The sequence below is a fragment of the Pseudomonas sp. ADAK2 TE3594 genome (assembly GCF_053628675.1).
This window is the reverse complement of sequence record NZ_JBRJGV010000001.1, coordinates 3502786-3515700: the sequence shown is the minus strand read 5'-3', so window position 1 is coordinate 3515700 and position 12915 is coordinate 3502786. Positions and strand designations below refer to the sequence as shown.

Below are 12915 nucleotides of genomic sequence, written 5' to 3'. Positions count from 1 at the left end.
ATGATGAAGTCACATCAAGGTATTTTGCGGCACCCCCAACAGGCCGGTCAGGGTGTTGATGATCGCTTGTTGCCGGGCACGGTCTGTCTGGTGCACGGCTTCTGCGGCGGCGACATCGGCGTCACAGTGAGGGCAGGTCACTTCGTGGGCATGGATGTACTGCAAGCAACCGCGACACAGCGCCAATTGCGGTGGAATACGTCCTTCGTCCGGCGATTTCTGGCCCTGGTTTGCCCAGGCCAGTTTGATCACCTGGCCGCTGTCGCTGACGCTACTGACTGTCTCGCCGGTATCGATGCGTTCGGTGATCAGGTCAAAGCGGCCGACGGCGAAGGACGTCTTGGCCGCGTCTTCGAGTTTGACGATGCGCTCGCGCAGCCCGCGTTTTTGCAGGTCCAGCGCGCGGTAATGGCAGTAGGGGTTGTTGCCGGGTTTGCCAAGCAGAGAGTGCGACGTCCAGGTGCAGCCGCCACGGCAGACGTCGTTGTAGTAACAGCTTCGGCAGTAACCCCACAGGTCTTCGACGCCGCGCAGTCGGCCAAAGTGCATCCCTTCGCTGTAGTGCCAGATATCGTGCAGGCTCATGGTGCGTACGTTGCCGCCGGAAAACCCCACGGTTGCCAATGACGGGCAACCCTTGACGGTGCCGTCGGCTTCCAGCGCCAGCACAGTCTGGCCGGCGGCGCAGCCGCTCCAGTGCACGCGCTCGTCGCCGAAACCACGCCACATGTGTTCATAAGGACCGTAGTAACCAATGTTGTTGCCCACGTTCATCAGCAGGCCGCGATCGACGCCTTCGCGATACAGACGCGCCAGCAACGGCATCACTTCCAGCAGTTGATAGGGCTGCAACAGCAGCTCCGGGTGATCGACCGCATTGCCCATCGCGACCGTCAGCTGGATCTGCCAGTGAGTGGCGCCGAGGCCGATGATCAGGTCCATCAGCTCAGGCAGATCGGGCAACGTGGCCGCGCCGATTTGTGTGTTGACGCTCACCGCAAGCCCGGACTGTTTGGCGCGTCGCAAGGTGTCTACCGCCTTGTCGAAGGAGCCCGGAACATTGCGCACTGCGTCATGCAGCGGGGCCAGTCCATCCAGTGAAACACCCACGCCATTGAGCCCGGCATCCACCGCTGCCTGCATTTTCGCCGGTGTCAGGTTGCGTCCACCGGTTTGTATGGCGCAATACATGCCGTGATCATGGATGGCCTGGATCAGTTGCGTCCAGTCCTTGCGTAAATAGGCTTCACCACCGATCAGGGTGATTTCGCGGGTGCCGAGGGCGGCCAGGGAATCGATGACGTCCAGGCATTCCCGGGTGTTCAATTCATCGGGGCGTCTGTGGCCTGCGCGTGAGCCGCAATGCAGGCATTTGAGATCGCAGGCCAGGGTGATTTCCCAGACCACATGCACCGGCACGTAGCGTTTGAGGTCGGTTTCACTGAGGTAGCGGGCAGGGCGACTGTCTGACATGGAAAATCCTTGCGCACAACGCGTGCGCGGCACGAATCCATCGAAGTGTTCGCGCCTTCCTTGGGGCAGTGGCGCGACCGGATTTACCTTTTGAAGTTGAAAAGAACCCGGGCTCGGCTAATGCCAGTCAGTTAAGGACTGAACACCGTAGCCCTGTGGGAGCGAGCCTGCTCGCGATGGCGTTGGGTCAGCCAATGTTGGCGCTGAATGTACCGCCCTCATCGCGAGCAGGCTCGCTCCCACAGGTTGGGGGCAAGCCCGGTAGTGCGGGTTAGCGAGCCTCCAGCCGCTTGATTTCAACGTTCAACTGGTCCAGCGCGTTGCGCAGCGCACCGCTGTGGGCCAGTTGCTGTTCACCCTGGCTCACCACGGCCTTCAGTTGCGCCAGGTCACCGCTGGTTTGCGCTTGCTGGACCGCGACGGCGTAGAGCGGCACCGCATGGTGCGGATGCTCTGGGCGCACAATAACGGGAGCCTGGCTGACCGCTGCGTGTTTCACGTAATGCCAGACGCCCTGTTCCTGGTACTTGTAGTCGGCATAACCGCTCGCCCAATCGCCGCCTAAAATGCCCTTCAAACCGAAGGTCTGGGCGATCTGGCTGAGAGGGCCGCTCGGGCTGCCGACCAGGGTGAGGATGATGTGGTTCTCCGCCGTCGGCACCAGTTTGGCCTCCGAATACTCACCCCATACACGGGCACGGAAGTTGAGGGGTGGATAGGTGCTTTGGAAAATACTGGCAATCCCGCTGACTTTTTTCTTTGTGGTATCCACCAGCAGATCAAGGGTTAAAACCGGTGCGCCCAGCAGGTGATTACTGACATTGAGGCGGGTATGAAAAAGTCCGATTGACATGGTGCTGCTCCCTTATTTGTATTCAAGACAAGTCGGGCATGTGTCGTGGGCGAGTCAGCGGCGTTCCTGTCGGCTGATTTCTTCCTTGGCCGTTTCAAGCGCACTCTGCAGTTGGGGTTGCTGATCGAGTTGCTGCTGGGCCAGGCGCGACAGGTTTTTCATCTGGGCCAGGTCACCGCTGGCCATTGCACTTTGAATCGGTGCGGCGTACAGCGGCATGATTGGCGGATACGATGACTCCGGCGGAATCACCGGCCCGGGTTCCAACGGCAGCGGGGAGACGTGGGACGGCACCGCCTCAATGAGATGGGCGGGAGCATTGTTGACCTCGACCCACTGCTGCTGACCATTCAAGTACGAATAGTTGGCGACGCCTTCTTTCCAGTCGGTGCCCACCACCAGTTGCAACTTGAAGTTCACGATGGAATTCGAGCCTGAGCCGCCGTGATTGCCTTGTGCGGTGATCAGGATTTTGCTGACGCCGGGTGACATGACCGTCAGGTAGGTGTATTCGCCCCAGACATCGGAATGCACATCCAGAGGCGGGTTGGTCGCCTGAGTGATTGCGGCGGTGCCGTTGACAGTCTCGTCAGGGGTAAAGACCAAAAGATTAAGTGCCAGGCTTTGTGCACCCGGTGCCGAAGTACCAATTCGGTAACCGAGCGGGAACAAACCGACAAGTTGTTGATTAGAACCAGACATGGTTATTGCCTCCATTGCAATAAGGGGAGCGGAAATAGCGGTTAGTGCTTTTCCAGGCGTGCGACTTCCTTTGCCAATTGCTCGTAAGCGGTCGTTAGCTCTTTGTTTTCTGGTGTGGATGCATCGCGTTGTTTCAATAGCGTCTTCATTTCCGGCAGGCTGCCGGCCTTGATCGCGCTTTGGATGGCCACCCCATAGGGGGGCATGCTATGGCGGGTTGAACTGCTCATAACGATTCCTTTCGTGGTGTTTGCGGGCACTGCTGTCATCAGCAGTTTTTGCAGTTAAGCAGGCGCGGATAAATATGCAATGGGCAATAGAAGAGTAATTTTAAATATTATTTTATTAATCGCGATGGGTTAGGCGGCGGTAGGTTCAATATTAAGAATGGTAATGAAGAAAGACCTGTTCAGTGACTTCTTCATAAACGTTACGTTCCTTATCGCCATTATTCGTATTTGATTAATCAAGACAAGTAACGCACCTTGTGCTTCCTGTTGGTTGATACGCTTTTCGTAGGAGCCAGGCTTGCCGGCGAAGGCGCTCTTGAGGACGCCTTCGCCGGTAAGCCTGGCTCCTACATGTCCGGTTTACCGTTAATGGCAATCAGCTCCCAGCCTGTTTGTTCAACGCCTCTTCAGCCGCGGCGATTTCTGCCTGACGCTTGATGATCATGTCGCCCACGGGCGGGCCCTGGAAGCGCCGGGCTTCAAAGGCGAACCAGATGATTGCCGTCAGAAGCAGAAAACCGAGCGTGATGTACAGCGCCCAATCGTTCGGTGGCTGGATGCCGATGACAAAGATCAGCACCATCGAAAGGACCGAGAGGATGGCGAACAACGAGTAAAACCCGCGCCCCATGTTCCACGGCCCCATGGTCGGCCACTTCGCAGTCCCGTAGGTAAACAGGCCCAGCACGATGGGAATGATGAAAGAGAAGAACAGGAAGATCACCGTGCAGGAGACCACGATCGTGTAAACCGGCGTTTCGCCGATCGATACCAGGGACGATCCCCACACGAACAACACCGCGAGCGTGGCACCGGTCCAGATCGCCGCCACCGGGCTGCGATGGGTCGGTGAGACCGAGGCCAATGCTTTGGAGAAGGGCAGGCCGCCGTCACGGGAAAACGCGAAAATCATGCGTGAGACCGAGGTCACGGTCGCCAGCCCGCAGAGAACCTGCGAGATGAAAATGGCCAGGTAAAGCGCCATTTTGATCGCAGGGTTCACCTGAGTGTCCATCGCCCAGAAGAACACATTCCAACCGTGCTTCGCCGCTTCGTCCATGCTCGGCAGCATCAGCACAAACGAGCAGAGCATGACCCAGCCGAACAGCAACGACCAGGCCACCGAGCTGACCATCCCGACCGGTACCGACACGGATGCCTGATGGGTTTCTTCGGAGGTATGCGCCGAGGCGTCATAGCCGGTGATGGTATAGATCGGCAAGAGTAGGCCGAGCATGAAAATCCAGCCGTTCGACACCTGTGGCCAGACGCTGCCGCCGGCCTCACCGGAGTAGTTGCCGAAGGTCACCAACCGGGCGAACTCAAAGCTGGGTGCGGCGATCAGGCAGACGACGGTCAGTGCGATCGCGGTGGCGAAGATCAGGTAGCCCGAGAAGTCAGTGAGCTTTGCCGTCAGGCCGATGCCAAAGTGGTTACACAAAGCCTGGAGGCCGGTCAGGATCGCCAGAAAAGTGATCCGCGTGGTGATGGTGTCTTCCATTCCCAGGGCCGGTCCGAAGGCACCGAAAAAGAAATAGTAAGTACCGACGTTGATCGCGCCGAGCACCGTGATCAGCCCCAACAGATTGAACCAGGCCGTCAGCCAGCCGGTGAAGCGGTTACCGAGAATCGAGCCCCAGTGATAGAGGCCGCCAGCCGTTGGGTAGGCCGAGGAAATCTGTGCCATGGCCATGGCGAAAACCCCGGAGATCAGGCAGCCCAGTGGCCAACCGATGCCGATGGCTGCACCGCCTGCACCCGAAGTGCCCTGCGCCAGCGAGTTGATGCCACCCGAGAGGATGCAAATGATCGAAAAGGAAATGGCAAAGTTGGAGAAAACGCCCATGCGTCGCGAGAGTTGCTGGGCATAGCCCATGTTGTGCAACACCTTGAGGTCGTCGTCTTGTGGCGCGGTGGCGCCGGGTTGGCTTACTGGACTCATAACGTGTGCTCTTGTTCAGGTTTTGATCCACATCCATCCGCGTGGTGCGTTGCCGAATGGGTTTGTCTTCAACCCCCTGTCGTACTGCTCCTGCCTCTAACAGTTGAAATCCATCCAGGTTGCGTACTCACACGTTGGCCATGGACAGACGTTTGCTCTAGAGACGGCCGTGAAACGCCGCGTCGAAAATTTCTGCCGCGCCAGTTCGTGTCAACGGCAACGGGTTGCCGCCGGCGCAGGGGTCGACAATCGCCATGTCCGCGATCAAATCGGCCTGCTTGTCATCCACCCCCAGTTCAAACAGCGTATGCGGCACGCCGATGTCTTTGCGCAGCTTGAGGACGAAGGCCAGAAAGCTGTCGAAGCCCGGGGAGGGCAGACGCAAATAAGCCGCCAGGCGGGTGATGCGTTCTTCGATGGCCGGGCGATTGAACTTGAGTACATAGGGCATGAACGTGGCATTGGTCATGCCGTGGTGGGTGTCGTACAGAGCGCCCACCGGATGCGCGAGTGCGTGCATGCCACCCAGGCCTTTCTGGAAAGCAGTAGCGCCCATCGCCGCAGCCGCCAGCATTTGCGCGCGCGCATCGAGGTCGGAGGGGGTGTGCACGGCACGTACCAGCGCATTGGCCACCAGGCGCATGCCTTCCACCGCAATGCCTTCGGCCATCGGATGAAAGCCGGGAGCGCAGTACGATTCCAGGCAATGGGCAAAGGCATCCATGCCGGTGCCGGCGGTGACTTTTGCCGGCATGCCGACGGTGAGGGCCGGGTCGCTGATGACTACGCGCGGCATCATCTTCGGGTGGAAAATGATGCGTTTGGTGTGCGTACGTTCGTCGATGATCACCGCCGCACGGCCCACCTCTGAACCGGTGCCGGCGGTGGTCGGCACTGCAATGACCGGGGCGATGCTGCTTTCGTCGGCGCGTGTCCAGTAGTCGCCGATGTCTTCGAAATCCCAAACCGGTCGGGTCTGGCCGCTCATGAACGCGATGAGCTTGCCCATGTCCAGCCCGCTGCCACCGCCGAAGGCGACCACACCATCGTGTTTGCCGGCGCGCCAGGCATCGAGTCCTCCGGCCAGATTGGCTTCAATCGGATTCGGCTTGAGGTCGCAAAACAGCGCTACACCGAGGCCGGCGGCGCGCAAGGATTCCACCGCCGCCGTGGTGATCGGGGCACGCGCCAAGCCACTGTCGGTGACCAGCAACGGTCGCTGGATCCCTTGGCTGCGGCAGACTTCGGCCAGTTCGGCGATGCGGCCGACGCCAAAGCGGATGCTCGTGGGGTAGTTCCAGTTCGCGGTCAGGCTCATGGCTCAGATCTCGTGGCGCAGATGGAAGGATTTCGCGCGAGTCAGGTGTTCATAGCCAAGGCGCGACAGCGTGACGCCGCGCCCGCTGTTTTTCACCCCGGTCCAGGCCAGGGCCGGGTCCAGATAATCGCAGCGGTTCATGAACACGGTGCCGGTGGCGATCTCGTCGCCGATGCGTTCGGCGGCAGCGAGATCCTGGGTCCAGATAGAAGCGCTGAGCCCAAACTCACTGTCGTTCATCAAGGCAATAGCTTCGTCGTCGCTGGCCACCCGCATGATGCCGACCACCGGGCCAAAGCTTTCCTCGCGCATCACCGACATTTGGTGGGTGACGTCCACCAACACCTGCGGCGCGAGGTAGGCGCTGCCCGGTGCATCGGCGGGAAAGTCCTTTGGATCGATCAACGCCCTGGCCCCTTGTGCCAGCGCATCGGCGATCTGCCCGCGAACGAATTCAGCGGCGCTCGGCGTAATCAGCGGGCCGAGGGTGGTGGCTTCGTCCAGCGGATTGCCCAGCACGTATTGGCGGGTCAAGGCGACGAAGCGCTCGACAAACGCCGGGTAAATTTTTTCATCGACATAGATACGCTCGACGGCGCAGCAGCTTTGCCCGGAGTTGAAGAAGCTGCCGTCCACCAGGTTTTCCACCGCATGCTCAAGGTTGGCGTCTGCCCGGACGTAAGCCGGGTCTTTGCCGCCAAGCTCCAGGCCCACGCCGAGGAAGCATCCAGTGGCGGCGCTTTCCATGGCTTTGCCGGCGTCGACTGAACCGGTGAAGTTCACCTGTTGCACGCGTCCTGAAGCGATGATCGCGGCGGTCTGCTGATGATCGAGCAGCACATTGTGGAACAGGCCTTCGGGCAGATTGGCGTGGCGCAACGCCTCGGCGAAACGCTCGCCGACCAGCAGCGTTTGTGTGGCGTGCTTGAGGATCACGCTGTTGCCGGCCATCAACGCCGGGATGATCGTATTCACCGCCGTCAGGTAGGGGTAATTCCACGGTGCGACAACCAGCACCGTACCCAGCGGTTCACGTTTGATACAGCGCCGAAAACCGGCGACAGGCGCAGGTTCAATTGCTGCCAACGCCTCAGGTGCAATGGCGATCATGTGCCGCGCACGTTCTTCGAAACCGCGCAGTTCGCCGGCGCCGAAGCGTACCGGGCGACCCATCTGCCAGGCCAGCTCCGGCACGATCTCGGCCTTTATCGCCAGCATCGCGTCCACGGCGGCGCTGCAAAACGCGGCGCGTTCGCTCAGTGGCCGTCGCTGCCATTGCGCCTGGGCGGCTGCGGCCGCCGCCAGAGCCTGGTCGAGCTGCGCTGCATCGACACGACGGCGTTCGGCGTAGACTCGGCCATCGACCGGTGAGATGAGTTGAACGATCTCAGTCATGGCGTGCTCAATAGCGCTCGAAGCCGCGCTGCAGTTCCCAGTCGGTGATTCGCCGGTCGTACTCTTTCTGTTCCCACTCGGCGGTGTGCACGTAGTGGTCGATCACTTCATCACCGAATGCCTCGCGCAACATGCTAGACGCCTTGAGCGCGGCGCAGGCATCGCGCAAGGTTTTCGACACTTCGGGCAAGTGCTCGTCGACGTAGGCATCGCCCTCGAAGGGCGGTGTCAGACTGAGCTTTTCGTCGATACCGGCCAGGCCTGCGGCGATCAAGGCAGCGAAGGCCAGATAGGGGTTGAGGTCGGCGCCACCGATGCGGCATTCGATGCGGATGGCCTTGCTGCCTTCCGCGCACAAGCGAAAGCCTGCGGTGCGATTGTCCCGACTCCATACGGCCCGCGTCGGCGCGAAAGTGCCGGCCTGGAAGCGCTTGTACGAATTGATGTAGGGCGCAAGAAAACAGGTGATGTCGTTGGCGTATTTGAGCTGCCCGGCCACCCAGGAGCGCATCAGTTTCGACATGCCAAACTCGGCCTTGGGGTCGAAGAACAGCGATTTTTTGCCATTCTTGTCCCACAGCGAATTGTGCACATGGCTGCTGGAACCGGCGGCGTCATAGCGCCACTTGGCCATGAACGTGATCGCCTTGCCCTGCAGTTGCGCAATCTCCTTGCAGGCGTGCTTGATGATCACGTGGTGATCGGCCATGGTCAGGGCGTCGGCATAACGGATGTTGATCTCTTCCTGCCCCGGCCCCCATTCACCCTTGGAGTTTTCCACCGGAATGCCGCAGGCCTGCAGATGCTTGCGAATCGCCCGCAGCACCGGCTCTTCGCGGGTGGTCTGCAGGATGTTGTAATCCTCGATGTAATGGCCGGCGGTCTTCGGCTTGTGGTAGTTGCGCTCGTGGATCGCCTCATAGCTCTCGTCGAACAGATAGAACTCCAGCTCCGAGGCGAACATGCCGGTATAGCCACGCTCGCGCAGGCGCTCGACCTGTTTTTTCAGGATCGCCCTTGGGCTGTGCGGCAGGTCACGCCGATGGTGATGATCGAGCACGTCGCAGAGCACCAGCGCCGTGCATTCCAGCCAGGGCACGCGACGCAAGGTGGCCATGTCGGGTTTCAGGACAAAGTCGCCATAGCCTTTGCTCCAACTCGCCGCGGCGTAACCCGGCACCGGTTCCATGTCGATGTCGTCAGCCAGCAGGTAATTGCAGCAGTGGGTTTCTTCATGGCCGCTGTCGATGAAAAACTCGACCTGGAATCGCTTGCCGACCAGTCGCCCTTGCATGTCGACCATGCAGACCAACACGGTATCGATCTCGCCGGAGGCAGCGGCGCGCTTGAGTGCATCAAAGCTGAGGAGGGGCTCGGTCATCACGTCAGTCCTGCGTGAAAAGTTTGGGCCTGTCTGAAGTAGCTGTTGCAGACGCTCTCCAGAAAAACCAAAACCTGCAGAATCGAGCATCGTGAGCAATGAGCTGCTGAAAGCTTAGCCTACTGTTGCCATGCGCAAGTTTCGGCCTGATGTAAACGGCGGTTATCCGGCCTGAACCATGGCCCGGGTTGTGAACCCGGGCCTGGATCAGCGACCGATTGGATCAATGCCCGCCCACCACCATATGGCTGAACGGCGCCACATACGCCTGCAACGTCACCAGCCCGCCGACCAGAATCGCCAGCACCACGGAGTGGAAAAACACGTAGCGCAGGATTTCCCCTTCATGGCCGTACCAGCGGGTGGCGGTGGACGCGACCACGATCGACTGGGCGTCGACCATCTTGCCCATGACCCCGCCGGAACTGTTGGCCGCGGCCATCAATACCGGGCTCAGGCCCAGTTGCTCGGCGGTCACCCGTTGCAAGCCGCCGAACAGCACGTTGGAGGCCGTGTCCGAACCGGTCAGGGCAACGCCGAGCCAGCCGAGCAACGTGCCGAACATGGGGTAGAAAATCCCCGTGGCGGCGAAGGCCAAACCCATCGTGGCGTCGAGGCCCGAGTAGCGGGTCAGGAAGCCCAGGGCAAGCATGGCCACAATCGTGATGAGCGAGTAGCGCACCACCCACAGCGTTCGCAGGTAATGGTGCAACAGCTGCGGGATCGAATAACCCATCAGCAGCCCGCCGAGGATCGCCGCCAGCAAGATGCCGCTGCCGGTGCTGGTGAGCCAAGTGAACTTGTAGACCGCGTCCTCTTTTTTAGGTGCAGGTACCACGGGCGGCACCTTTTCGATCTGTTGGTGAATCGTGGCGAAGGTCAAGGTCGGGGCAAAGATCGGGTTGGCCTCGCGCATCGGCTTGCCTTGGGGATCGAGCTTGGCCGAGTGGGTTTGCGGATCCATGACCGGGCGGGTATCGAACAGGTTTTTGAAGCTCTGGGTGCCCCAGGCAAACACGAAGACTGTGAGGATGATCCATGGCATCCACGCCCGCATCACGGCAGGTTTGGCGTCGCTGGCAAAAGTCGCACTGGGTTTCTCGTTCGGTTCCGCCTCCACCGTGGAGTTGTCGGTCCGGCCGGACAAAGCGGCGGAGGTATGCACGGTGGCCGGCTTCCAGACCTTGAGGAAAGCGGTCAGGCAGGCCATGGAAATCAGCGCGGCGATCACGTCCACCAGCATCGGCCCGTGGTAGTTGGACACGAGGAATTGCGGTACGGCGAAGCTGACTCCCGCGACCAGGATCGCCGGCCAGATTTCCAGCATCTTGCGCCAGCCGGCGAAGGCCCAGATCAGCCAGAACGGCACGATCACCGAGAAAAATGGCAGTTGCCGACCGACCATCATTGACAGCTCCATTTCATCCAGCCCGGTCACTTTGGCCAGGGTGATGATGGGCGTACCCAGGGCGCCGAACGCCACGGGCGCGGTATTGGCGATCAGTGCCAGTCCCGACGCGGCCAGGGGCGAGAAGCCCAGCCCGATCAGAATGGCCCCGGTCACCGCCACGGGGGTGCCGAAACCGGCGGCCCCTTCGAAGAAGGCACCGAAGCAGAAGGCAATCAGCAGCAGTTGCAGACGTCGATCGTCGGTGATGCGCGCCAGGGAATCCTGCAGCACTTTGAACGAGCCATTCTCGGTGGTCAGCCGATGCAGGAAGATGATGTTAAGCACGATCCAGCCGATCGGCAGCAGACCGTTGGCGGCGCCATATAGCGCGGCTGAGCCCGCCATGTCCGCCGGCATGCCGAAGGCGAAAATCGCAATCAGCAAAGCCGAGCCCAGGGCCAACAATGCCGCCAGGTGCGCCTTGATGTGGAAAAACGCCAGGGAGACCAGCATCACCACCACCGGCACCGCCGCCATGATGGTTGATAGCAACGGGTTGCCGAAGGGGTCGTAGATTTGCTGCCAGACCATGTTCCACCTCTGCTTTTTATTGTTGGTAGCGCAGACCCCCGTGGGGGAAGGTGGCTTGTAGTATAGGTGGCATTACGCTGCTGTCCTGGCGGGGGCTGTCTCAGTCTGAATGGGCTGTTTTGCAGTCGGCGTCAGTAAGCGAGTAAACCGCTTTTCGTAGGAGCCAGCGGTGCGGCGATCCGACTTGCCGGCGAAGGCACTCTCAAGGACGCCTTCGCCGGCAAGCCTGGCTCCTACGAAGTCCTGACTCGCATTGCGGTCAGATGCCGGGATGGAGTTTTTACAGACAAAAAAAGAGCCTCAAAGCTCTTTGATGGGGAGGAAGTAGAGCCCAGAGGCTCAAGATGCGCATGAAACAAGTGGTGAGCTTATTGGGGTTCAGTTCACTCACCACCTACGCAACGGCTTTAAACCTCCAACCGCTACGTACAACCATCGTAAGAAGCCGGTGGCTGGCACTCAAGTACCATTAGTCTAATCCCCCCGGCCAACCGGCCTGGCGTAGCGCTTTGAGCAAGGTGTTGGCATCCAGGCCCGGTACCGTATGGCCGTTGCCTTCGGTGGTGTTCGCGGCCAGCAGGGCGTTGATGATGGCTTCTTCCACGGCTTCGGTGGCGGCCAGGAACAGCTCACTGATGTGGTCGTTGTTGACCATCCTCAGGTGATCGCAGGTGGGCGCGCCTTTGCCTTCGTAAGCAGCCGGCGGCACGTGCTGATTACCGGTGGCGAAGGCGACGAAAATGTCGCCGCTGTGGTCTTCGTTGCCGCCACCGGTGCGGGCCAGGCCGAGGCTGGCACGTTGCGCGAGGCGCGTGCATTGGTGTGGCAAAAGAGGCGCGTCGGTGGCCAGGCAGACGACGATGGAGCCCATGCCCGGATGGGGCAGGGAGGCTTTGAGGAAGGGCGAGTCGACCTGCTCCATATAACGCCCCACCGGGTAACCGTCGACGCGCAATTCGTGACGAATGCCGTGGTTGGCCTGGACGATTGCACCGACGGTCCAGCCTCCTTGAGCGCTATTCAGCCGTCGCGATGCGGTGCCGATCCCGCCCTTGAATTCATGACAGATCATCCCGCTGCCACCGCCCACCGCGCCTTCGATGACCGGGCCGCCAACGGCTGCGTGCAGAGCTTCGGCCACATGTTCAGGACGTACATGAAAACCGTTGATGTCGTTGAGCAAGCCGTCGAACGTCTCCAGCACCACGGGCATGTTCCAGTAAAGGCGCCCGTCGTCGGGTTGCTCCTGACGATCCAGAACGATCAGCGCGTCGCGCACGATGCCCAGGCTATGGGTGTTGGTGAAGGCAATCGGACTGGTCAGCAGACCGGCCTCGCGAATCCACTCAAGCCCCGTGGCATCACCGTTGCCGTTGAGCACATGGACGCCGGCAAAGCATGGTTGTTGATTGGCGGAACCGGCACGCGGCTCGATCAGCGTGACGCCGGTGTGGATGTCGCGGCCGCTGGCGGTTTGTCCTCGCACATTGCTGTGGCCGACTCGTACACCGGGCACATCGGTGATGGCGTTGAGAGGGCCGGGTTGCAGTTGGCCGAACTGAATGTTCAGGTCGCGGGCTCGTGGTTTCATGGTGGTTCTCGTGTTCGATTGGTCTGAAAAAAAGGGGCTTATTGGCCCG

10 protein-coding genes are annotated in these 12915 nt (G+C 60.4%); all 10 read right to left on the bottom strand.

Going from position 1 to position 12915, the window contains the following annotated elements; genetic code table 11:
• Positions 1-9: 9 nt before the first annotated feature.
• The 10 genes from AB7M22_RS15495 to AB7M22_RS15450 all read right to left on the bottom strand — a co-directional run bounded on the left by AB7M22_RS15495 (position 10) and on the right by AB7M22_RS15450 (position 12866).
• Positions 10-1473, bottom strand: coding sequence for a GDL motif peptide-associated radical SAM/SPASM maturase (locus tag AB7M22_RS15495; protein ID WP_454186962.1), 1464 nt, complete (start codon positions 1471-1473; stop codon positions 10-12).
• 271 nt (positions 1474-1744) lie between these two features.
• Positions 1745-2326: a DUF1842 domain-containing protein gene (locus AB7M22_RS15490; RefSeq protein ID WP_454186961.1), complete on the bottom strand. Its 582-nt coding sequence runs from the start codon at positions 2324-2326 to the stop codon at positions 1745-1747.
• A gap of 54 nt (positions 2327-2380) precedes the next feature.
• Positions 2381-3028, bottom strand: a complete 648-nt coding sequence (locus tag AB7M22_RS15485; protein ID WP_454186960.1) for a DUF1842 domain-containing protein — start codon at positions 3026-3028, stop codon at positions 2381-2383.
• 41 nt (positions 3029-3069) lie between these two features.
• On the bottom strand, positions 3070-3258 hold the full coding sequence (locus AB7M22_RS15480; protein ID WP_008012203.1) for a DUF1843 domain-containing protein: 189 nt from the start codon (positions 3256-3258) through the stop codon (positions 3070-3072).
• 376 nt (positions 3259-3634) lie between these two features.
• Complete coding sequence (locus tag AB7M22_RS15475) at positions 3635-5200, bottom strand: amino acid permease (protein WP_454186959.1); 1566 nt, start codon at positions 5198-5200, stop codon at positions 3635-3637.
• A gap of 157 nt (positions 5201-5357) precedes the next feature.
• Complete coding sequence (locus AB7M22_RS15470) at positions 5358-6518, bottom strand: iron-containing alcohol dehydrogenase (RefSeq protein WP_008012200.1); 1161 nt, start codon at positions 6516-6518, stop codon at positions 5358-5360.
• Positions 6519-6521: 3 nt separating this feature from the next.
• Positions 6522-7913, bottom strand: a complete 1392-nt coding sequence (locus tag AB7M22_RS15465; RefSeq protein ID WP_454186958.1) for an aldehyde dehydrogenase family protein — start codon at positions 7911-7913, stop codon at positions 6522-6524.
• 7 nt (positions 7914-7920) lie between these two features.
• On the bottom strand, positions 7921-9294 hold the full coding sequence (locus AB7M22_RS15460; RefSeq protein WP_008012195.1) for a glutamine synthetase family protein: 1374 nt from the start codon (positions 9292-9294) through the stop codon (positions 7921-7923).
• Between the two features lie 223 nt (positions 9295-9517).
• Entirely contained in the window at positions 9518-11275 is a 1758-nt protein-coding gene (locus tag AB7M22_RS15455) for an L-lactate permease (protein WP_454186957.1), read from the bottom strand.
• A gap of 469 nt (positions 11276-11744) precedes the next feature.
• Positions 11745-12866, bottom strand: a complete 1122-nt coding sequence (locus tag AB7M22_RS15450; RefSeq protein WP_454186956.1) for a DmpA family aminopeptidase — start codon at positions 12864-12866, stop codon at positions 11745-11747.
• Between the last annotated feature and the right edge of the window lie 49 nt (positions 12867-12915).

Coding starts and splice junctions, on each gene's coding strand:
- AB7M22_RS15495 (WP_454186962.1), bottom strand. CDS start 1,473: ATGTCAGACAGTCGCCCTGCCCGCTACCTCAGTGAAACCGACCTCAAA.
- AB7M22_RS15490 (WP_454186961.1), bottom strand. CDS start 2,326: ATGTCAATCGGACTTTTTCATACCCGCCTCAATGTCAGTAATCACCTG.
- AB7M22_RS15485 (WP_454186960.1), bottom strand. CDS start 3,028: ATGTCTGGTTCTAATCAACAACTTGTCGGTTTGTTCCCGCTCGGTTAC.
- AB7M22_RS15480 (WP_008012203.1), bottom strand. CDS start 3,258: ATGAGCAGTTCAACCCGCCATAGCATGCCCCCCTATGGGGTGGCCATC.
- AB7M22_RS15475 (WP_454186959.1), bottom strand. CDS start 5,200: ATGAGTCCAGTAAGCCAACCCGGCGCCACCGCGCCACAAGACGACGAC.
- AB7M22_RS15470 (WP_008012200.1), bottom strand. CDS start 6,518: ATGAGCCTGACCGCGAACTGGAACTACCCCACGAGCATCCGCTTTGGC.
- AB7M22_RS15465 (WP_454186958.1), bottom strand. CDS start 7,913: ATGACTGAGATCGTTCAACTCATCTCACCGGTCGATGGCCGAGTCTAC.
- AB7M22_RS15460 (WP_008012195.1), bottom strand. CDS start 9,294: ATGACCGAGCCCCTCCTCAGCTTTGATGCACTCAAGCGCGCCGCTGCC.
- AB7M22_RS15455 (WP_454186957.1), bottom strand. CDS start 11,275: ATGGTCTGGCAGCAAATCTACGACCCCTTCGGCAACCCGTTGCTATCA.
- AB7M22_RS15450 (WP_454186956.1), bottom strand. CDS start 12,866: ATGAAACCACGAGCCCGCGACCTGAACATTCAGTTCGGCCAACTGCAA.